Genomic DNA, 20,975 nt, shown 5'->3' with positions numbered 1-20,975 from the left:
GGCCGGCTGCCCCGAAGCGGCCCACCGACGGCACGGCCCACCCGGCGCCTCCCACCCGGCGCCTCCCGGCCGACGCCGGCCCGGCGCGGCGCCCGGTCAGGGCCGGTGGCGGCGGGCGTTGGCGAGACCGATCAGCAGGAACGCCGTCGAGACCACCCCCGCGCCGGCTGCCGCTCCGCCCAGCCGGGAGGCGACCGGCCCGCCGGCGGTGAGCAGCAGGGACAGCGCACCGAGCGCGGCGACGGCGAGCCCGACGAGCAGCCAGCCCGCCAGGATCCGGGCCGCCGGGCGCGGGCCGCGTGGCACGGGACCGGCGTCGAGCATCGCCCAGCGCCGCCCGGACTCACGCTGCTCGCCCCGCCGGTGGCGGTACGCGCGGACCCGCAGGACCGCCCCGGCGACCAGGCCCGTCAGGGCGAACCCGGCGGCGGGCCGCCAGTCGGGGACGGCCGGCAGCACTCCCCCGGCGAGCGCGAGCCCCGCCCAGCAGACCACGCAGGCCGCGGCGGCGGTGCGGACGGACCGGGGGCGGTCCTCGCCCGCCCGGAGGTCGGCGACGGCGGGCAGGTACCAGACGTAGCCGGCCGCGGTGAGCGCGGCGGTACCGAGGGCCAGGACGGGGTGGGACATACCGGGTGCTCCTCGACCGGGCGGGCCTCCCCCGGGTCGCCGGGGGCCGCTCCGAAGCGGGTGGAAGGGAAGGGGTGGGACCGGCCCCGCCCGCCCGGGGGCAGCGGAACGGGCGGGACCGGCGTTCGGGGCGGCGCGGGCGGCGGCGGGCGCGGGCCGTCAGCGGGCGCGGGCCGTCAGCAGGCCGTCACCGGTCCGGCGACCGGTCCGGTGGTCCGTCGCCGCGCCGCACCGCCCGGCGGGCCCGCGGGGCGGGGACGTCGTACCGGGCCGGGGTGACGCCGGCCAGGTGCTTGGCCGGTTCGCCGTTGTTCTCCACGAAGTCCAGCGCCGCGATCCCGGGGTGGTGCAGGTCGAACGCCGGGGACTCCGAGCGGATCCGGGGCAGGGTGGCGAAGTTGTGCCGCGGCGGCGGGCAGGAGGTGGCCCACTCCAGCGAGCGTCCGTAGCCCCACGGGTCGTCGGTGGTGACGCGCTCGCCGTACTTGGCGGTCTTCCAGACGTTGTAGAGGAACGGCAGGATCGACAGGCCGAGCAGGAAGGAGCCGAGGGTGGACACGGTGTTGAGGAGGGTGAAGCCGTCCGAGGCCAGGTAGTCGGCGTAGCGGCGCGGCATGCCCTCGGCCCCCAGCCAGTGCTGCACAAGGAAGGTGCTGTGGAAGCCGATGGTGAGGGTCCAGAAGCTGATCCGCCCGAGCCGCTCGTCCAGCATCTTCCCCGTCATCTTCGGCCACCAGAAGTGGAAGCCGGCCATCATGGCGTAGACGACCGTGCCGAACAGCGTGTAGTGGAAGTGGGCGACGACGAAGTACGAGTCGGAGACGTGGAAGTCGATCGGCGGCGCCGCCAGCAGCACCCCGGTCAGCCCGCCGAACAGGAAGGTGACCAGGAACCCGACCGTCCAGAGCATCGGCGTCTCGAAGCTCAGCGAGCCCTTCCACATGGTGCCGACCCAGTTGAAGAACTTCACCCCGGTGGGCACCGCGATCAGGAAGGTCATGAAGGAGAAGAACGGCAGCAGCACCTGGCCGGTGACGTACATGTGGTGCGCCCAGACCGTCACCGAGAGGCCCGCGATCGCCACGGTGGCGGCGATCAGACCCGCGTAGCCGAACATCGGCTTGCGGGAGAAGACCGGGATGACCTCGGAGACGATCCCGAAGAACGGCAGCGCCAGGATGTACACCTCGGGGTGGCCGAAGAACCAGAACAGGTGCTGCCAGAGCATCGCACCGCCGTTGGCCGGGTCGAAGACGTGCGAGCCGAACTTGCGGTCGCACTCCAGCGCCAGCAGCGCGGCGGCCAGCACCGGGAAGACCATCAGCACCAGGACGGAGGTGAGCAGAACGTTCCAGCAGAAGATGGACATCCGGAACATGGTCAGGCCCGGGGCGCGCATGCAGATGATGGTGGTGATGAAGTTGACCGCGCCCAGGATGCTGCCGAAGCCGGACAGCGTGACGCCCATGATCCACATGTCGGCGCCGACGCCCGGCGAGTGGATCGCGTCCGAGAGCGGCGCGTAGAGGAACCAGCCGAAGTCGGCCGCGCCCTGCGGGGTCGCGAAGCCGGCGGCGGCGATCAGCGAGCCGAACATGAACAGCCAGTAGGCCAGCATGTTCAACCGGGGGAACGCGACGTCCGGCGCGCCGATCTGCAGCGGCATGATCCAGTTGGCGAAACCGGTGAACAGCGGCATCGCGAACAGCAGCAGCATCACCGAACCGTGCATGGTGAAGGCCTGGTTGAACTGTTCGTTGGAGAGGATCTGCGTCCCCGGCCGGGCGAGTTCGGCCCGCATCACCAGCGCCAGGACGCCGCCGATCAGGAAGAACCCGAACGCCGACACCAGGTACATCGAGCCGATCGTCTTGTGGTCGGTGGTCGTCAGCAGCCTGACCAGGGCCGAGCCGGGCCGGCGGGCCCGTACTCCGGCCGGCCGGGCGGCCGACGGCGGCGACGGCGGCGCGCTGTCGCCCGGTGCCTCGATGGCGCTCAAGGACGCACTCCTTCGAAGTTCTGCGAATGGATGGTGATCCATGATCAGAACTCGACGGCCCGGCGCCCCAGGGCCGTTGGGCCCGGCGGTCCCGGGTCGGTGGGCCTCCGTCCCGGGCCGGGGCCAGGGACCTCCGACGGGCGTCCGGCGCTCGTCGGATCCCGCCGGGACCCGGGCCCGGGCATCCCGCCGGGGCCCGGACCAGGACGCACCGAAGCGCCGGTGCGGGCCGGAAGCCGGACATGCCGAAGCGCCGGTGCGCCGCCGCGGGGCCCGGGGGCCACCGCGACACCGCACCGGCGGCGGACCGGCGCTACCGGCCGGCGGCCCCGGCCGGGGTCAGCCGGTAGCCCGTCACCAGCTCCGGCCGGATGGCCACGATGTGGTCCGTCCCGGCGTCCACCCAGGGCGTCAGCAGCGCCCGGTACCGGGCCAGCAGGACCGGGTCGGTGACCGGGCGGGCGTAGCCGGTGACGACCACGCTCCAGCCGAGCCTGGTCCGCGGGTCGATGGCGTCGGCCTCGTAGGCGACCACCACGCCCGCCGCGTCGGCCCCGAGCGTGGCCGCGCCCAGCGCCGCCGCGTCGTCCGTCCGGATCACCACGGTGTCGTCGACCAGCAGGTGGTTGACCGGGCGGACGGCGGGCAGCGCCCGCAGCGTGAAGACGATCCGCCCGAACGGCGCGCTGCCGAGCAGCCGCAGCGCCTCGGCCCGGTCGATCGGCACCAGCCGGCGCGGCGGGGCCCCGGTGTGCGGCGGCCGACCGCCGCCGGGCGGCTGCCCCGCGAGGCGGCGCAGCGTCCGCAGCCGGTGGCGGACGGCCCCGGCTCTCACGAGGTGGCCGCGATCAGGCCGAGCAGGCCGTCGAAGCGCCGGTAGAGCACCCGGCCGCGCCGCGTCCCGGGCTGGGCGAAGAACAGGAACGGCAGGTCGGCGGCGCAGAGCCGGTCGACGGCTCCGGCCTCCGTCAGTTCGGGTGCACCGACCGGGCTGAGGGTGAACGGGACGGCCGGGCGGGTGGGCGGCCCGGCGGCGCCGGTGCGCGCGAGCCGGTAGCCGGTGGGGCCGGTCCGGTAGACGACGGCGTCGGTCTCGGTGGCCGGGTCGGTGAACAGGTGGATGTCGAAGTCCATCGCGTCCATGGTCCGGGCCGCCGCGTCGGGCGAGCACCACACCAGGTGGGCCTCCTTGCGCCGCGCGATGTGGCGCGGGCCGGCCGAGGACGCCGCCAGGGCGGGCCGGACGCCGGCGCGCGGCAACCCGGTGCACGGGTGCGCGGCGAAGGGCGCCGCCACGGCGGCCACCGGCGCCCGGCCGGCGCGCGACGGCCCGCCCTGCGCGGGAACGGCGGAGAGCAGACCGGCCCCGGCCGCCCGGCGCGGCCACGGCAGCGGCGTCCAGCCGGTGGTGACGGCCGTGATCCGGGCGCGCAGCCCGTCGGCCAGCCGGTCCAGGGCGGTGGCCCGGTCGGCGGCGGCCTCCTGGACGCGGATCCGCCGCCCGTCCACCTCGGCGTTCACCTGCGCCAGCACGGCCCGCGTGCCGACCGGCCGGATCCGTACCCGGACCGCCTCGACCAGCGCGTCCGCCCCGCCCACCACCGCGGCGATCCGGGCCCTGGCGTCGATCGCGACCCCTCGCGCGAGCCCCTCGTCCACCTGTATCGCGACCAACTCGCCCACCTCAGGCCTCTCCTGTCCCGTCACGAAGTCCGCCGTCCCGTCACGTCTGCCCACCGGTACGCCCCGCACACCCGTCAGGCGCTCACGATCCCGCCGGCGGTCGGAGCCGGAAAGGGCCGAAGGGCCCGTTCGCGCGCGCCGACCGGGCCCGGGCCGCGCCCGCGCGGGCCCCCGGGGGCCCGGGTCGTGCGCACCCCACCCGGCGGGCGGGCCGCCCGGCCCGGATCATGCGGGCGGAGCGCCACAAAGATGGGGGGCCGTCCCCCATGCCCCGGCGGCCGGGGCAGGGCAAGGATCAGCACGAGGGCGGCGGCTTCGACGGCGACGCGGCCCTCTCGCGGCATCGGAGGTGCGGTGGTGGCAGAGGTGGACGCCGTGCGCAGAGCGCACCCCGACGGGGGCGGCGTACCGGTTCAGGGCCCGGTCGCACCGGCGTCCGCCAAGGCCGCCACGACGCCGCACCCTCCGATGCCCGGCGACCCGCCGGCCCGGCTCCACACACCCGCCCCGGCCCCGCTGCACGCCACGGCGCCCCGGGTCCGGCGCACCCGGGCGGACCGGGCCGTCTGGTGGGAGCGGGCGCTGACCCCCGGTCTGCCCCGGCCGCCGGCCCGCCCCGACTGGGCCGCGTTCACCGAGGCCGCCGTCGCCGCCGCCCCCGTGCGGCCGATCGTGCCGCGCGCCGCCTACCCGGGGCTGACCGGCTTCGCCCTGGTCCTGGCGCCGTTCGCCGAGCGCGCCCTCGTCCGGCTGCCGGCCGTGCTCGACCCCGCCGCCCACCGCCCCGGCCGGCCCGGGCGGCTGGACGTCCCCGCCCTGCGGGCCGGCTTCACCGCCCGCCTCGCCCGGCGCCTCGCCCGGATCGCCGCCCGCACCCTGGTCCTCGAACTGCACACCGCGCGGACCGGCGGGCGGCTCGCGGGCACCACCCCGCAGGAACGGTTCCGCTCCTTCCTCGCCCTGACCGCGCGCCGCGACGGTCTCGCCGGGCTGCTCCGCGGGTACCCCGTCCTGGCCCGGCTGCTCGCGCAGACCTGCCTGGACGCCGCCGACGCGCACGCCGAACTGCTCACCCGCTTCGCCGCCGACCGGCCGCTGCTGGTCGCCGGCCTGCTGCACGGCACCGACCCCGGGGCGCTGGTGGCCGTCGACTCCGAGGCCGGCGACCGCCACCGGCGCGGCCGCGCCGTCAGCGTGCTGCACTTCGCCAACGGCTCCGCCGTCGTCCACCGACCCCGCCCGCCCGCCGCCCACCGGCACTTCAACGCCCTGCTCGGCTGGTTCAACGCGCAGCCCGGCGTGCCCCGGCTGCGCGCGCTAGGGCTGCTGGACCGGGGCGACTACGGCTGGACGGAGTACGCCGAGGCCCACCCCTGCCGCACCGGCTACGAGGTCGAGCGGTTCTACCGGCGCCAGGGCGCGCTGCTGGCGCTGCTGCACGCCCTGGACGGCACCGACCTGCACTACGAGAACCTCGTCGCGGCCGGGGACCAGCCCGTCCTGGTGGACGTCGAGACACTGTTCCACCCGCCGGCCCGGGCCTGCCCGGCACCGGACCCGGCGGCCCGGGCCCTGGAGGAGTCGGCCCACCGGGTCGGCCTGCTGCCGCAGTTGCTGCTCGGCGACGAGGGCGCCGTGGACGTCTCCGGCATCGGCGGCGGCCGACGGTCCACCTCCCCGGTGGAGGGCGTGGACTGGACGGGCGCCGGCACCGACGAGATGCGGCTGGTCCGGCGCGCCCGCCCGCTCGCCGAGGCCCGCAACCGGCCCCGGCTGGACGGAGCGCCCGCCGACCCGGCCGAGTACACCGACGCCCTGGTGACCGGCTTCCGGGCCGGCTACACCGCCATCACCGGCGGGCGCCACCAACTCGTCGGCGCCCACGGCCTGCTGCGCTCCTTCGCCGAGGACGAAGTCCGGGTGGTGCCCCGCGCCACCCGGGTGTACGCACGGCTGCTGGACGAGTCGACCCACCCGGACGTGCTGCGCGACGCCGCCGCCCGGGGCGCCGTCCTGGAACTGCTGCGCACCGACGCCGTCGCCGACCCCGGCCGCCCGGAACTCGCCGACCACGAGCTCGCCGACCTCCGCTCCGGCGACGTCCCGCTGTTCACCACCCGCCCCGGCAGCCGCGACCTGTGGACCTCCACCGGCCGCCGGCTCCCCGGCGAACTCGCCGAGACCGGGCTGGCCCGCGTCGAGGCCAAGCTGGCGGCCCTCGGCGAGGTCGACCGCAAGGACCAGGAGTGGATCGTCCGGGCCGCGATGGCCGGCGCCGCCCCGACCCCCGCGCACCGGCCCGGCCGGCCGGCGCCGGAGAACGTCTGGGCCACCGCGCCCGAGCCCGAGCAGCTCCTCGCCGCCGCCCGGGGCGTGGGCGACCAGCTGGTCGCGGCCGCCTACCAGGGGCGGTCCCGCACCAACTGGCTCGGCCTGGAGCTGCTCGCCGACCGCTACTGGCGGGTCCGCCCGCTCGGCGCCGACCTGGCCGGCGGCTACACCGGCACCGCGCTGTTCCTCGCCCAACTGGCCGCCCTCACCGGCTCCGACCGCTACGCCGAGGTGGCCCGCCGGACCCTCGCACCCGTTCCCGGCCTGCTCGACACCCTCGGCGCGCACCCCGACCGGCCGGCCGCCGTCGGCTCGGGCGGCTTCGCCGGGCTCGGCGGCATCGCCTACGCGCTCACCGAGATCGGCCGCACCCTGGACGACCCGCTGATCCGGCAGTGGACCGGCCCGGCGGTCGCGCTCACCGCGGCCGCCGCCGCCCGCGAGACGGACCCCGGTGTGCACAGCGGCACCGCCGGCGGCCTGGCCGCGCTGCTCGCCGTGCACACCGCCACCGGCCGGCCCGGGGCGCTGGCCGCCGCGACGGACTGCGCCGACCGGCTCGCCGCCCTGCCGGTGCCCGCCGCCGCCGGCTTCGCCCACGGCTCGGCGGGCACCGGCTGGGCGCTGCTGCGGTACGCGGACACCGTCGGCGAACCCGCCGACGGACCGCACCACCGGGCGGGCCTGGCGGCCCTGCACGCCGCCACGGCCGCGCGCGCCCGGGAGTCCTCCTGGTGCCGAGGCCGCCCCGGGATCGCCCTCGCGGTGGCCGACAGCCCGTCCGCCCGCGCGGACCGGCGGCTCGCCGAGTGGGCCCAGCGCGCCGTCCGCAACACCGCGCGGGCCGCCCCGACGGCCGATCAGAGCCTGTGCCACGGCGAGTCGGGCGTACTGGAGCTGCTCGGCCGAGGCGGCCCGGCCACCGGCCGGACGCCGTGGGTGCGCCGGGCGGCCTCGCTGCTGGCCGGCGTCGACCAGGACGGCCCGCGCTGCGGCACCCCCGGGTCCGTCCCGCACCCGGGCCTGCTCACCGGCCTGGCCGGGATCGGCCACGGGCTGCTCCGGCTGGGCTTCCCCGAGCGGGTGCCGCCCGCCCTGCTGCTGCGCCCCCGCCCCCCGGCCGAAAGGCCGGCCCCCTGACCGCACGCCGTGTACCGTCCACGACGACCGAAGCGGCGCGGCGGGCGGGCACCGCTCGCCCGGGCCGAACCCGGCCGCACGCGCTCCACCGACGAACGGGAGTACCGCACCGCATGAACGACACCGACCTGGCACCGACCTGGAACCAGCCGGACGCCCGGCCCGAGGAGGCGGTGGACCATCCCGCCGGGGACATCCGGCTGCGGGCCGGCGGCGGGCTGGGCCTGCGCTCGCAGCTCCTGTCCGCCGCCGGCGGCTCCGTCTCCCCGAACTTCGAGTTCCCCACCATGACCGTCCCGATCTGACCGGACCGATCCGAGCGGCCGGGGGCACCGGGCACCGCCCGTGACACCCCGACAGCGATCGCCACGGCCCGGCCGTGAACGGCCCGGCGAACGGGCCGCACGCCACCGACGCCGGACCGTGCGCCCCTGAGGGCGCGGCCGGCCGCCACCGGGGACCGGGCAGCGCCCCGGTGGCGGACCGGAGCGGCGTCTCGCCGATGTGGCCGTACGGTGACCGGCCCGTGCCGGACAGGTGTTCGCTTCGTGGCCGATTCACCACTCTACAGATCGGAGAGGCCGTCAAGTAGCCTGCGGGCCATGCGGACCACTTCGTCGATCACCGTCGGCCGGGCAGCCGAGCTCGGCCGGCTCGGCAGCGCGCTCGCCGCCGCCCGGCAGCGGTCCGGACGGGCGGTCTTCCTGCTCGGCGAGGCCGGGATCGGCAAGTCGCGGCTGGCCGGCGAGTGCGCCTACCAGGCCTACGGGCTGGGCCTGCCGGTCCTGCGCGGGCGCGGCAGCTCCACCGGGACGGTCACCCCGTTCCGGCCGCTGATCGAGGCGCTCTCCTCCCGCTTCCGGGCCGCCGGCCCGCCCACCGACCCCGAACTCGACCCGTACCGGCCCGCCCTGGCCCGGCTGGTGCCCGAATGGCGCGGGGCGGCGGCCTCGGCGGCCGGGGCCGGCGCGTACCCCGAGACGGTGGTCGAGCTCGCCGAGGCACTGCTGCGCCTGCTCGCGGTGCTCGGCCGGGACGCGGGCTGCGTGCTGCTCCTGGAGGACCTGCACGACACCGACGCGGAGACGGTCGCCGTCCTGGAGTACCTGGTCGACAACCTGGCCGGCCTGCCCGTCCTGCTGGTCGGCACCTTGCGGGCCGAGCCGGGCCCGGCGCTGGACCTGGTCCGGGCCGCCGAACGCCGCCGTGCCGCCGCCGTCACCGAACTGCGCCCGCTGCCGCCCGCCGACGTCCGGGCGATGGCCGCCGCCGTCCTGGAGAGCGACGCCGCCGACGTCCCGGCGGCCGTCCTGGAGACGCTGGCCGACCGCGCCGACGGCTCGCCCTACCTGATCGAGGAACTGCTCGCGGACATGCTGGCCGGCGGCGCGCTGCACCGGGCCGGCGGCCGCTGGGAGGTGGCCGGGGGCCTGCGCACCGGCGTGCCGAGCACCATCGTCCGCAGCTGGGGCCGGCGGATCGACCAGCTGGACCCGCCCGTGCGCGACCTGCTGCTCACCGCCGCCACCCTGGGCAGCCGGTTCTCGGTGGCCACCGTCCAGCTGATCACCGGGTACGACGACCGGACGCTCTTCAGCCACCTGCGGTCGGCCTCCGAGGCCAACGTCATCGTGCCCGACGGCGCCGCCCCGGACCGCTACGCCTTCCGCCACACCCTCACCGCCGCCGCCGTCACCGCCGCCCTTGCCCCGGCCGAGCGGGCCGCCGTGGCCCGCCGGGCGGCCCGGGCGATCCTCCGCGCCGATCCGGAACTCGCCGACGAACGACGCCAGTTGGTCGCTTCCCTGCTGCTGGCCGGCGGGGACCGGACGGGCGCCGCCGTGCACTTCGCCGAGGCCGGCCGACGCGTGCTGGAGGCCGGCGCCGCCGGCTCGGCGGTGGTGCTGCTGGAGCGGGCGCACGAACTCGCCGGGGACGCCGAACGGGCCGCCGTGACGGAGCAGTTGCTGCCGGCCCTGGCCGAGGCGGGCCAGCTGGACCGGGCCTTCGAGCTGGTCCGCACGCTGCCCCCGGTCCGGCCGGAGCCGGCGGCGGCCTGCGCCGCGGCGGTCCGCAGCCCGGCCACCGACCGCCGGGTCGACCTGCACACCCGGCTCGCCTGGGCGGCCGTGATGGCCGAACGGGCCGCCGAGGCCGCCGCCCAGGTCGCCGCCGCCCGCGCCCTCTCGGGTGCGCACCCGCGCCCCGAGCAGGACGCCGCACTCGTCGTGGTCGAGGGCCACCTGGCGCTCCTGCCCGACCACGCGCCCACCGCGCCCACCGCGCCCGAGGGCGGCGCGACCGCCGCCGGGGCCCCGGGCGACGAGCACCCCGGACGGGCCCGGCTGGCCCGCACCGAGGCCCTGGCCCGCCGGGCCGCCGAGGTGGCCGAGCGCTCCGGACTGCCGGTGGTCGCCTGCCAGGCCTGGCAGTTGCTCGCCCTGCTGGCCCGGGAGCGCGGCTTCGACGACGCCGACGCCTGCCTGGAGCGGATGCTCGCGGTGGCCGAGGCCCACGCCCTGCCCGTCTGGCGGGTGGAGGCGCTGCTGCGGCTGGGCGCCAACGCCTTCATGCGCACCGGCGACGGCGCCCGCCTCGAACGCGCCCGGCAGGCCGCCGCCGGCCTCGGCGCGATCGTGCTCACCCAGACCCTCGACGGCCTGCTCGCCATGAACGCCGTCCTGCGCGGCGAATGGCGGACCGCCCGCGAGATCGTCGACCGCTGCCTGGACGCCACCGCCCGGCTGAACAACGTCCCCGCGCACCGCTACCTGCTGCTCGGCTCGGCGACCCTGGCCGCCCATCGCGGCCGGGGCCGGGAGATGGAGCGCGAACTGGTCCGGTTCCGCCAGGCCGGCGGCGAGGAGTCCTTCCTGATGCCTCTGCGGCACGGCCTCTGCCGCGCCATCGGCGCGCTGCTCGCCGAGGACCGCGCCGGGGCCCGGTCCGAACTGGCGGCCGGCCTCGCCTGGGAGCAGGAGCACCCCAACGTCTTCTACCTGGCCGGCCGGCACGGGCTGCACCCGCTGCTGGAGGTCGCCGAGGGCCACTGGCAGCGCCCCGACCTGACCCGGGCCATGGCCGCGCCCGCCACCGAACTCGCCTGGAACCGCCAGTTCCTGGGCTTCGCGGAGGCCGTGCTGCTCGGCCGCGAGGGCCGACCGCGGGACGCCGCCCGCGCGGTCGACGAGGCCCGCGCGGCGGCGGCGCCCTTCCCGCTCGCCCACCACCTGGCGCTGCGGCTGACCGCCGAAGCCGCCCTCGCCGACGGCTGGGGCGACCCGGTGGGCTGGCTGCGCACCGCCGAGGAGTACTTCCACGAGGCCGGCGTCCAGCCGGTGGCGGCCGCCTGCCGGGCCCTGCTGCGCCGGGCGGGCGCCAGCGTCGCCCAGCACCGCGGCGGCCGCGACGCCGTCCCCGCCGGGCTACGCAGCTGCGGGGTGACGCTGCGCGAGTACGAGGTCCTCGCCCTGCTCACCGACCGCCCCGGCAACCAGCAGCTGGCCCGGACGCTCTCCATCTCCCCCCGCACGGTGGAGAAGCACGTGGCCAACCTGCTCGCCAAGACCGGCCGCCCGGACCGCGCGGCCCTCTGCGACCTCGCCGCGGAGGTCTGCGCCGGACCGTGACGGTCCGGCCGCCCCGCCGGTGCCGCCTCGCGGACCGCGCGGCTCTCCACGGCCTCGCCGCCGGACCGTGACGGCTCCGGGTCCGGCCCCCGGCTCAGGGAGTGAGCCGGACGATCTCGCCGAGTTCCAGGGCCGCGTACACCGCGCCGTCCGGAGCCACCGCGATGCCGTGCGGTTCGGCGGCCGGCACCGGCAGCTCGTACCCGGCGTAGTGGCCGTCGGCGGTGAGCGAGCCGAGCCGGTTGCCGGCCCACTCGGTGAACCAGAGCCGGCCGTCGGGGGCGGCCGCGACGGCGTGCGGCCGGGCGGCCCGGTCGGGCAGCGGATGCTCCGTCACCCGGCCGTCCACCGTGATCCGGCCGACCTGGCCGGCGCCGATCTCGGCGAACCAGAGCGCACCGTCGCCACCGGCGGCGATGCCGACGGGCGCGGCCCCCTCGGTCGGCAGCGGGTGGACGGTGATCTCGCCGTCGACGGTGATCCGGCCGACGGCCCCGGCCTGGTTGAGGGTGAACCAGAGCGCGCCGTCCGCCCCGGCCGTGATCATCGACGGGAAGGCGCCGGTCACCGGCAGCGGGTACTCCGTCACCCGGCCGTCCAGGGTGATCCGTCCGATCCGGTCCGCGTTCAGCTCGGTGAACCAGAGCGCGCCGTCCGGGCCGGCCGCGATCCCGTACGGCCCGGCGGCCTCGGTCGGCAGCCCGAACGACCGCTCCCGGCCGTCGGTGCCGATCCGTCCGATCCGGTGGTCCCGCATCCGCGCGTACCAGAGCGCGCCGTCCGGCCCGGTCGTGATCACCGACGGTCCGGACCCCGCGGAGCCCGTCCCGAACCGCCGCACCGACCCGTCCGCCGCCAGCCGCCCGATCTCCCCGGCGTGCACCAGCGTGAACCAGACACCGCCGTCCGGCCCCACCGTGATGCCGTACGGACCGGCCTTCCCGTCCGCCACCCGGAACCGCTCGAACTCCCCGCGCATCCCCGCTCCTCGACTGTCGCGACGTGATCGTCTCCATGCTGTCACGCCGTCACCGGCCGTTGTCGGTGGCGTCGTCTATCGTCCTGGGCCATGGGGATCTACCTGGTGAGCGTGGCCGCCGACGACTGGCGCGACGAGGAGGTGCTCGGGCCGGTGGCCGGGGCGGTCGACGCCGAGCTGGGCCGGCGCGGCCTGGCGCCGTTCGTCTGTCCGGAGCCCGTCCGGGCCGGGCGGCGCCCCGGCACCCGGTTCGAGGAGAAGCTCCACCGTCCGATCGGCAGCTTCGACCGGCTCTGCCGGGCGCGGTCCGACGACACCCACGAGGCGCTGCTCGGCTGGGAGGTGCTGCTGCCGGTCGACCTCGCCGACTCCGTGGTCCTGCCGGCGCGGTCGGAGGACGACGACCCGACGACGGTCGGCGGCGCCCGGCGGGCGCTCGCCGCCGCCCGGCGCCTCGCCGACCGGCTCGCGCTGCCCGCCGGGATACCCGAGCACTGCGACGGCCTCGACCTGGGCCGCTGGTTCGACGGCCCGGCGGCCGTCGCGGCCGCCACCGCCCCCGGCCCCTGGAGCGAGGACCTGGACGCCGCCTACTACACCGCGGTCTACCTGCGGGCGGCCGAGCACGCGCTCCGGCGCGGCTGCCCGGTGGCCTACTCCTGACCCGAGCCCCCGCCGGCGTCCCCGCCCGCGCCGGCCGGAGCCGCCCCGCGCAGGCCGCGGCCGACGGGGTCCGCGGTGCCGCGCAGGACGGAGACCACGCCCACCCCGGCGGCGCAGATCGGGACGGCCAGCAGCGCCCCCAGGATGCCCGCGATTCCGGCACCCGCCACCACGGCGACCATGATGGTGGCCGGGTGCAGCTCGACGGTGCGGCTCTGGATCACGGGCTGGAGGATGTTCCCCTCGACGACCTGGACGGCGAGGACGATGCCGAGCGCCCAGAGCGCCGTCCCCAGCCCCCCGTCGGCCAGCGCGACCAGGACGGCGACCGTCCCGGAGAGGAAGGCCCCGACGAACGGGATGTACGCGCCCATGAACACCAGCGCGCCGAGCCCGGGCGCCCCGGGGATGTCGAGCACGAGCAGGCCGACGGTGATGAAGAAGGCGTCGATCAGGGCGATCAGGGTGGTGCCCCGCATGAAGCCGGCCATCGCCTCGAACGCCCGGTCCGCGCAGGCGACGACCGTCTCGGCGCCGCCGCCCGGGAGGTGCGCGCGGAGCGCCTCCGGGGTGCGGTGACCGTCGCGGAGGAAGAAGAAGACCAGGGCGAGCGCCAGCACGGCGCCGGTGAGGATCTGGGTGGCGAGGCCGAGGCCGGAGAGCACGCCGTTGGTCACCGTGGAGATCAGCGAGCTGGTCTCGCCCGAGGCGTTGTCCAGCGCGTGGCGGATCTTCTCGCCGACCGGTCCGAGCCAGTCGGCGAGCCGGTCCCCGGCCTCCTGGAGCGACTCGGCGATCTGCGGGGCGCTGTGCACCAGCGAGTTGACCAGCAGGGCGATCACCCCGCCGACGGCGGCGACCAGGAGGGCGCAGGTCAGCCCGGCGGCGGCGCCGCGGCCGAGCCCGCGGCGGACCAGCCACGGCATCACGGGGTAGAGCAGCGAGGTGCCGAGCAGCGCCAGGATGACCGGCACGGTCGCCGCGCGCAGTTCGACCAGGGCGAAGACGACCAGCGAAGCGACGGTGATCAGGAGGATGACCGCGACCGACCAGGCGGCCGCCGCCCGGACCGGGGGCGGCAGCATCAGATAGGGCCTGCGGTGGTCCGCCCACCGCTCGCCGGGAGCCCTGTCGGGCGGAAGCTCCCCCGCCATGTCCACCTCCGCCTGGCTCGACCGGTCCAATTTCCCCATCTCAGCAGATGATCTGACCGATCGCCCGTTATGTCCGACCCCTGGCGTGCCCGGCGCGACCGCACGGCGGGATCGGGCTTCCGGACGTCCACGCCCGTCGCCGACCACCGGCAGAGCCGATTCAACCGGGCCCGGCCCGGCCGGGCCCGGAGGAATCGCGGAGCCTCACCCCATCGGGAACGGCGCCTCGCACCCCTGTGGCCCGGTCGAACGCCGGACCTACCCGGCCTCCTCGAAGCGGACCGCCCCGCCCCCGCCGGCGAAGGCCAGCACCCGCTCGGCCTCCGCCTCCGCCGCCCGCCGGTCATCCCGGCCGAGCGCCGCGAACGGACGGACCGCCACCGCCCGCTCACCGGCCGGGCCCTCGGTCAGCTGCCAGCTCCCGGCGACCAGGCCGTCGACCAGCACCGTCCCGAGCACGATGCCGTTCTGCGTCATCACCCGCGGCCGGTACTCCTCGGGCAGTACCCGGGTGCGGTCGGCGTGCGAGAGCAGCAGGTTGTCGAAGGGCGCCAGCAACCGGACGGGCGCCGGGACGGCCGGGTCGGGCCGGGGCGCCCCCGGCAGGTCGTACAGCAGCCGGCCGTGCTCGTCGCGGAAGGTGACCAGCTCCGGCGCGAGCCGCTTCAGCACCGCGCCCAGCCGGCTGAGCCCGCACCACTTCTGCAGGTCGGCGACGGTCGCCGGCCCGAAGGCGGCGAGGTAGCGCAGGGCCAGCGCGTCCAGCGAGGGCGCCCGGTCCAAGGACCGGCCCAGCCAGGACTCGGCGGTGGTGTGCGCCGCCGCCCCGCTCCGGCCCCAGAGGCCGCGCGGCGGCACCTGGACGAGCGGCAGCAGGCAGCGCGCGGCCTGGGCCAGGGCGGCGGGGTCGCGGTCGGGCCGGCCGGCGGCGAGCACCCCGCCGAGCTGCTGGAAGGTCAGCGGCCGCTCCTCCAGCAGCACCCGCGCCTCGTCGGCGAGCGCGGTGAGGTCCAGCCCGGCGAGCCGCTTGCCGTAGGCGGAGCGCAGGCCCTGGTCGAGCACCGGCTGGACGAGCGGGCGCAGCGTCCGGCAGTCGTCCGCCGTCACCAGGTGGATGGTGCCGCGGTGGAGGGCGATCCGGACCACCTCGCGCCGCTGGAACAGGTCGTCGAGCAGGTCGGGCGTGAAGCCCTCCAGCCGGCTGAGCAGCCCCAGGTAGGGCGGCTGCGGCACGGCCTGGGCCTGCAGCCCGCCCAGGTGGCCGACCATCGCGGCCGGCGTCATGGCGCTGCGGGCGAGCAGGTGCTGACGGGCCAGCAGGGCGCGGCCGAGCGCGCGGGCCCTGAGGACGGGCGGTCCGGTCACCGGCGGCCGTCCAGCACGTCGCGCAGCAAGCCGATCCGGTTGCTGGTGATCGAGTCCACCCCGGCGGCGCGCAGCCGGCGCATGGTGCGGCGCAGGTCCGCGGTCCAGGTGGAGACGGCGAGGCCGGCGCCGTGGGCGGCGGCGGTGAACTCGGCGGTGGCCAGGCCGAACGGCGGGTTGAGGTAGCGCGGGCGCAGGTCGTCCAGCAGGGCGCGGGCGGGCAGTCGCGGCTGCTTCCAGGTCAGCGCGATCTCGGCGTGGGGGGCGAGCGCGCGGACGGCGAGCATCGCGGTGGCGGGGCCGCAGAAGCCGACCCGGTGCTCGGCGCCGAGTCCGGTGACGGCCTCCCAGGCGGCGGCGACGGGGTGCGGGTCGTCCAGGTCGATCAGCAGCCGGGCGGCCGGGGAGGCGGCCGCGGCCTTGAGCGCCTCGGCGAGCGTGGGCACGGCGAGGTCTCCGTCGCGCAGCTCGTCGAGCTGGTCGAGGGTGACCCGGCGGAGGGCGCGGGGATCGCCCCAGAGCCGTTCGAGGGTCGCGTCGTGCAGCAGGACGGGCACGCCGTCGCGGGTGAGCCGGACGTCGACCTCCACCGCGTCGGCGCCGGCGGCCAGCGCGGACTCGACGGAGGGCAGGGTGTTTTCGCGGTACCGGTACGGGTCGCCCCGGTGAGCGACGGCGAGCACCGGGCGACGGGTGGCGTTGGAGCCGGCGGTGGGGTTCATCGGGGCCCTCATCGGATCAGCCCCGCGAGCCACGGGGACAGGTACTGGTGGGTGACGGACTCGCGGTAGCTCGGCTCGCCCGGCACGGTGACGATCAGCGTGCAGGACGGCGGGAAGGTCCGCTGCTTCACGTGGACCAGCCCGTTCCAGACCGCGTCGAGGAAGGCGGGCACGCTGTCGCGCGGTACGTCGAAGGCGATGTCCTCGACGGTGACGACCGCCTCGTCGTGGACGAAGAGCCGCACGGTGAGCCCGGGGCGGCCGGTGATCTCCAGCAGGGCCTCGTGCGGGATCGCGTCGAGTCCTTCGGCGCGGTCGTGGCCGCCGACCAGTCCGGCGAAGGTCTGGTCGCGCCCGATGTCGTGGGAGGCGCGCACCTCGCGGCCGTGCCGGGCGGCCATCGCCTCGACCGCGAACACGGCGCTCTGGGTGGACGGCAGCGGCGGGTGGGGCATCGAGTGGCGGTCCTCTCGTCGGCGGGGTTCGGCTGTGCGCTCGCCCGGCTCTCCCCGGGCGGGTGGTCAGCGCAGTTCGACCATCACATTGGTCGACTTGATGACCGCCGTCGCGGGCGCTCCGGGCACCAGCCGGAGCTCCTCCGCCGACTCCCGGCTGATCAGCGAGACCACCCGGAACGGCCCGGCCTGGATCTCGACCTGCGCGGCCACGTCACCGAGCACCACATCGGTGACGATGCCGGGGAACCGGTTGCGGGCCGAGGACGGCCGCCCCTCGGCCTCGGCGTTCTCGGGCCGGGCGAGCTCCCGGGCGAAGGCGGCCAACTGGGCGCCGGGGATGATCCGGTGGCCGTGCTCGTCCCGCTCGGCGGCGACCCGGCCGGCGTCCACCCAGCGCCGCATGGTGTCCGAACTCACGCCGAGCATCGCCGCGGCCTCGCCGATCCGGTACGGGTTGACCGGCGCGTCGGACTGGCCCATGTGCGACTCCTGACGGTGGTTCGGTAGCACGTCCGGTGGCACGTGCGGTGTCACGTGTGACACCCCGTCCGGCTTCCCGGCGGGGCGGCGGCGCTGGTCCGGCCGCCCCCGCCATCCTGCCGTACCGGCCGCCCGCCCGGCCAAGCGGAGCACCGTACGCCCGCCGGGGCCGCCCCCGCGCCCGGTCCGGTGCGCCTAGGGCTCGCCGAAGAGGTCGCGCCGGACGGCGTCGCCGGCGGTGAGGACGGCGCCGGCGAGCACCGCGCCGCCGCCCGCCGTACCGGCCCGGACCTCGGTGCGCAGCGGGGAGAGCCCGGCCAGGCGGCGTTCGACCCGGCCGGCGAGTTCGGCCCCGCCGGCCCGGCCGACCTCGCCGCCGAGGACGACACAGCCCGGGTCGAGGACGACGCAGACCGCCGAGGCGCCGACCGCGATCCGCTCGGCCAGCTCGTCCAGGAACGGCCCGCCCGGCTCGCCCTCGCCGCACGCGCCGAGCGCCGTCCGGACGGCGGCCTCGGCGGCCGCGGCGTCGTCGGCCGGGCCGGCGGGCAGACCGTGGGCGCGGGCGAGGCCGCAGACCGCCGCGCTGCCGACCAGGCCGTGGAACCCGCCCTCGCACCCGGCGGCGCTGGGCAGGCCCGCGGTGCCGGGGACGGGCAGGAAGCAGATCTCGCCGGTGCCGCCGGAGGCGCCGCGGCGCAGCCGCCCGTCGAGGATCACCGCGGCACCGACGCTGTGGCCGAGCCAGATCAGGACGAAGGTCTGCTGCCCCCGGGCGACGCCGATCCGGTACTCGGCGCGGCCGGCCAGGTTGACCTCGTTCTCCAGGATCACCTCGGTGCCGGGCAGTGCCTCCAGGGCGGTGAGCAGTTCGGCGTGCCAGCTCGGCAGCGCACCGGTGCTGTAGAGCCGGCCGGTGGCGGGGGCGACCAGCCCGGGGGCGCCGACGGCGACGGTGTGCAGCCGGTCCACCCCGGCCCGGCCCGCGGTCTCGCGCAGGGTGTGGACGATCCGTTCCGCCGTACCGGCGTCGCCCCGGCCCTCGACCGCCAGCTCGGCAGAGGCCAGGGTGTGCCCGGTCAGGTCGGCGACGACCAGGCTGACCCCGCCCGCCCGGACGTCGATCGCGGCGAGGTGGGCGCGCGAGGCGACCAGCGCGTACAGCCGGGCGTTGGGGCCGCGCCGCTGCTCGCCGCGCTCGCCGACCACGGCGACCAGGCCGGTCCGCTGCAGTCGTTCCAGCAGGTCGGCGACGGTGGGGCGGGAGAGCCCGGTGAGGTCGCGGAGCTCGGTGGCGGTCAGTGGCCCCTGGTCGAGCAGCAGGTCGAGCGCCAGCCGGTCGTTGATCGCCCGGGCGGTGCTCGGCGTGGCCGTACGCACGGTGGTCATGGGCGTCATCCTTCCAGAGTGTTTCTATCAGGGTCCCTTCCTGATAATTTATCGGACGACGACACCCGCGCACGAACCACGCGATGGCGGGCATCACTCAACAGGAACCACCCACAGGGCACCGTCGCGCCACGGCGCGGCCGGGAGGGAACACCGGATGACCGACAGCCTGACCACAGGACCACCCCACGGCCGGCCGGCCGCCGGGCCCCTGGCGCACCCGCGCCGCGCCAGGGCGAGCATCGCGCTGGTCTTCGCCGTGCACGGCGCGGTCGGCGGCACCTTCGTCACCCGCATCCCCTGGCTCCAGGACCGGCTGGACCTCTCCCCCGGCCAGCTCGGGCTCGCCCTGGTGATGCCGGCCATCGGCTCCTCCCTCGCGATGCCGCTGGCCGGCCGGTTCGTCCACCGCTACGGGGGCCGGGCCGCGGTGCGCGGGCTGCTGTCGATCTGGTGCCTGGCGCTCACCCTCCCCGCCCTCGCCCCCTCGCTGCCGCTGCTCTGCCTGTTCCTGCTCGTCTACGGTGCGACGGCGGGCATGGCGGACGTGGCGATGAACGCCCAGGGCGTGGAGGTCGAACAGCGGCTGGGCCGCTCGATCATGTCCGGACTGCACGGGATGTGGAGCGCGGGCGGGCTGGTGGCCTCGGCCTTCGGCATCCTCGCCGCCCACCAGGACCTCGACGCCCGGCTCCAGCTGGCCGTCACCGCCGTGGTGCTCCTCTGCCTGGCCCAGCCGGTCTGCCGGGGCCTGCCCGACCTGCGGGCGGCCGAGGAGGACGAGGCCCCGCCGCGCTTCGCCCTGCCGCCGCGCAGCTCGCTCGTGATCGGCCTGGTGGGCTTCTGCGCGGTGTTCGCCGAGGGCGCCTCGATGGACTGGAGCGGCGTCTACCTCAAGGACGTCACCGGCGCCTCGGCCACCGTCGCGGCCGCCTCGTACACCGCGTTCGCGCTCACCATGGCCGCCAGCCGGCTGGCGGGCGACGCGGCGATCCGCCGCCTGGGCGCCGTGCGGGCGACCAGGATCAGCGGCGCGGTCGCCACCACGGGCGGCGTCCTGGTGGTCCTCGCCGACAGCCCGGCCCCGGCCATCGCGGGGTTCGCGCTGCTCGGCATCGGCATCGCCGTCGTCGTCCCGCTCGCCTTCGCGGCCGCCGGCCGGATCGGTACCAACCCGAGCCAGGCCATCGCCGGCGTCGCGACGGTCACCTACACCTCGGGCCTGGTGGCGCCGGCCATCATCGGGGCGCTCGCCCAGGCCACCTCGCTCACCGTCTCCTTCGGCGTGGTCGCGGCGCTCGCCTTCGCCCTGCTGCTGAGCGCCGGCGCCCTGCGCCGGGCCGAGCCGGGCGCCGGGGCGGCGGCCACCGACCACCCGCCGACCACCGGGAAGCGGGCCACCGAGAATGTGATCGCACCGTCCTCGAAATAGCCTTGCCAAGGTAATTGTCGGGCGATATAGTGGCCCCGCACAATTGAATTCTTCGCTAATATCGCCGACTGCCGGATGCATGGAGCATCCGGCAGTTCCGCGACCAGTGGAGGAATTCTCCCGTGTGCTACGACGCCGACTCCGCGCCCCCCGCCTTCACCGCCGCCGGCAGCGCCCTGGCCGAATCCGCCGATCTCACCCTCGTTTCCGGCGACGGCACGGAATTCGCCGCCTTCCTGGCCCGGCCGGTCCGGCCGACCGGCCGCGGCGTACTCGTCCTGCCGGACAACCGGGGCCTTTCCGATTTCTACCGGGCGACCGCCGTCCGGCTCGCCGAACAGGGCCACCCGGCACTCGCCGTCGATTACTACGGGCGCACCGCCGGCGCCGGGCCGCGGGAGCGCGGGCCGGAATTCGGCGAGCTCCCGCACCTGCTGCCGCACCTGCTCGCCCTCACCCCGGACGGCCTCGACGCCGACCTCACCGCGGGCATCGGCCGGCTGCGCGCGACCGGCGTCACCGAGGTCGTCGCCCTGGGCTTCTGCTTCGGCGGCCGCCAGGCGTTCCGGGCCGCCGCCCCCCGGTTCGGCCTCGCCGGTGTGATCGGCTACTACGGCTACCCCGACGCCATTAACGGCGCCCCCGGCCCCACCCAGCTCGCCCCCGGCCTGACCGCCCCCGTGCTCGCCTTCTGGGGCGGCGCCGACGAGCACATCCCCGCCGAGACGGTCGCCGCCTTCGACGCGGCCCTCACGGCAGCCGGCTGTTCACACGAGTTCATGACTTTTCCTCAGGCGCCGCACAACTTTTTCGAACTGGGCGCCGTCGAACACACCGACGCGGCCAGGGAGTCCTGGCTGCGCCTGCTGGCCTTCGCCGCCGCCCCGGGCCCGTCCGGAGCGGCCTGACCCGGCCGGCGAC

17 protein-coding genes are annotated in these 20,975 nt (G+C 76.9%); 6 read left to right on the top strand and 11 right to left on the bottom strand.

The window, feature by feature from the left end:
• Positions 1-96: 96 nt before the first annotated feature.
• The 4 genes from ABZ495_RS18830 to ABZ495_RS18815 form a co-directional block, all read right to left on the bottom strand.
• Positions 97-630, bottom strand: a complete 534-nt coding sequence (locus tag ABZ495_RS18830) for a hypothetical protein (protein ID WP_359836961.1) — start codon at positions 628-630, stop codon at positions 97-99.
• A 187-nt stretch (positions 631-817) separates the two neighbouring features.
• A complete protein-coding gene (ctaD, locus tag ABZ495_RS18825) occupies positions 818-2,629 on the bottom strand; it encodes a cytochrome c oxidase subunit I (protein ID WP_359836959.1) in 1,812 nt (603 codons plus the stop codon).
• Positions 2,630-2,942: 313 nt separating this feature from the next.
• Complete coding sequence (locus ABZ495_RS18820) at positions 2,943-3,359, bottom strand: pyridoxamine 5'-phosphate oxidase family protein (RefSeq protein ID WP_359836982.1); 417 nt, start codon at positions 3,357-3,359, stop codon at positions 2,943-2,945.
• 101 nt (positions 3,360-3,460) lie between these two features.
• The gene (locus ABZ495_RS18815; RefSeq protein ID WP_359836957.1) at positions 3,461-4,312 is read right to left on the bottom strand and encodes a sigma 54 modulation/S30EA ribosomal C-terminal domain-containing protein; all 852 of its coding nucleotides are present in this window, start codon (positions 4,310-4,312) and stop codon (positions 3,461-3,463) included.
• Between the two features lie 375 nt (positions 4,313-4,687).
• Between ABZ495_RS18815 and ABZ495_RS18810 the strand changes: the two genes are divergently transcribed.
• From ABZ495_RS18810 to ABZ495_RS18800, 3 genes are all read left to right on the top strand, one after another.
• Positions 4,688-7,783 (top strand): type 2 lanthipeptide synthetase LanM family protein, encoded by a 3,096-nt coding sequence (locus ABZ495_RS18810; protein ID WP_359836955.1) that lies wholly within the window; start codon positions 4,688-4,690, stop codon positions 7,781-7,783.
• Between the two features lie 113 nt (positions 7,784-7,896).
• Positions 7,897-8,088 carry a hypothetical protein gene (locus ABZ495_RS18805; RefSeq protein ID WP_359836953.1) on the top strand — a complete coding sequence of 64 codons (192 nt, stop codon included), beginning with the start codon at positions 7,897-7,899 and terminating at the stop codon, positions 8,086-8,088.
• 297 nt (positions 8,089-8,385) lie between these two features.
• Positions 8,386-11,412 carry an AAA family ATPase gene (locus tag ABZ495_RS18800; RefSeq protein ID WP_359836951.1) on the top strand — a complete coding sequence of 1,009 codons (3,027 nt, stop codon included), beginning with the start codon at positions 8,386-8,388 and terminating at the stop codon, positions 11,410-11,412.
• Positions 11,413-11,506: 94 nt separating this feature from the next.
• Here ABZ495_RS18800 and ABZ495_RS18795 read toward each other — a convergent pair whose 3' ends face one another.
• Positions 11,507-12,391: a virginiamycin B lyase gene (locus ABZ495_RS18795; RefSeq protein WP_359836950.1), complete on the bottom strand. Its 885-nt coding sequence runs from the start codon at positions 12,389-12,391 to the stop codon at positions 11,507-11,509.
• A gap of 90 nt (positions 12,392-12,481) precedes the next feature.
• Here ABZ495_RS18795 and ABZ495_RS18790 point away from each other — a divergent pair, with 90 nt between their 5' ends.
• Positions 12,482-13,054 (top strand): hypothetical protein, encoded by a 573-nt coding sequence (locus tag ABZ495_RS18790; protein ID WP_359836948.1) that lies wholly within the window; start codon positions 12,482-12,484, stop codon positions 13,052-13,054.
• Here the strand turns inward: ABZ495_RS18790 and ABZ495_RS18785 are convergent.
• The 6 genes from ABZ495_RS18785 to ABZ495_RS18760 form a co-directional block, all read right to left on the bottom strand.
• Positions 13,045-14,208 carry an AI-2E family transporter gene (locus ABZ495_RS18785; protein WP_359836946.1) on the bottom strand — a complete coding sequence of 388 codons (1,164 nt, stop codon included), beginning with the start codon at positions 14,206-14,208 and terminating at the stop codon, positions 13,045-13,047. The two genes, ABZ495_RS18790 and ABZ495_RS18785, sit on opposite strands and share 10 nt — an antisense overlap.
• 258 nt (positions 14,209-14,466) lie before the next feature.
• A complete protein-coding gene (locus ABZ495_RS18780; protein WP_359836943.1) occupies positions 14,467-15,573 on the bottom strand; it encodes a winged helix DNA-binding domain-containing protein in 1,107 nt (368 codons plus the stop codon).
• Entirely contained in the window at positions 15,570-16,295 is a 726-nt protein-coding gene (locus ABZ495_RS18775) for a glycerophosphodiester phosphodiesterase (RefSeq protein ID WP_359836942.1), read from the bottom strand. The genes ABZ495_RS18780 and ABZ495_RS18775 overlap by 4 nt, the downstream gene beginning before the upstream one ends.
• 8 nt (positions 16,296-16,303) lie before the next feature.
• Positions 16,304-16,750 (bottom strand): hypothetical protein, encoded by a 447-nt coding sequence (locus ABZ495_RS18770; protein ID WP_359836940.1) that lies wholly within the window; start codon positions 16,748-16,750, stop codon positions 16,304-16,306.
• A gap of 66 nt (positions 16,751-16,816) precedes the next feature.
• Positions 16,817-17,233: a helix-turn-helix transcriptional regulator gene (locus tag ABZ495_RS18765; protein ID WP_329486130.1), complete on the bottom strand. Its 417-nt coding sequence runs from the start codon at positions 17,231-17,233 to the stop codon at positions 16,817-16,819.
• A gap of 195 nt (positions 17,234-17,428) precedes the next feature.
• Positions 17,429-18,622, bottom strand: a complete 1,194-nt coding sequence (locus ABZ495_RS18760; RefSeq protein ID WP_359836938.1) for an ROK family transcriptional regulator — start codon at positions 18,620-18,622, stop codon at positions 17,429-17,431.
• Positions 18,623-18,779: 157 nt separating this feature from the next.
• On the opposite strand from ABZ495_RS18760, the gene ABZ495_RS18755 reads away from it, so the two are divergent.
• Both ABZ495_RS18755 and ABZ495_RS18750 read left to right on the top strand, forming a co-directional pair.
• The gene (locus ABZ495_RS18755; protein ID WP_359836936.1) at positions 18,780-20,054 is read left to right on the top strand and encodes an MFS transporter; all 1,275 of its coding nucleotides are present in this window, start codon (positions 18,780-18,782) and stop codon (positions 20,052-20,054) included.
• Between the two features lie 122 nt (positions 20,055-20,176).
• On the top strand, positions 20,177-20,962 hold the full coding sequence (locus tag ABZ495_RS18750; protein WP_359836934.1) for a dienelactone hydrolase family protein: 786 nt from the start codon (positions 20,177-20,179) through the stop codon (positions 20,960-20,962).
• The last annotated feature ends 13 nt before the right edge of the window (positions 20,963-20,975 follow it).

It is taken from the genome of Kitasatospora sp. NPDC005748 (genome assembly GCF_040630735.1).
In the GTDB taxonomy this organism is placed as follows: Bacteria; Actinomycetota; Actinomycetes; order Streptomycetales; family Streptomycetaceae; genus Kitasatospora.
Note: the sequence above shows the minus strand (reverse complement) of the source record. Positions and strands in the feature narration are given on the sequence as shown.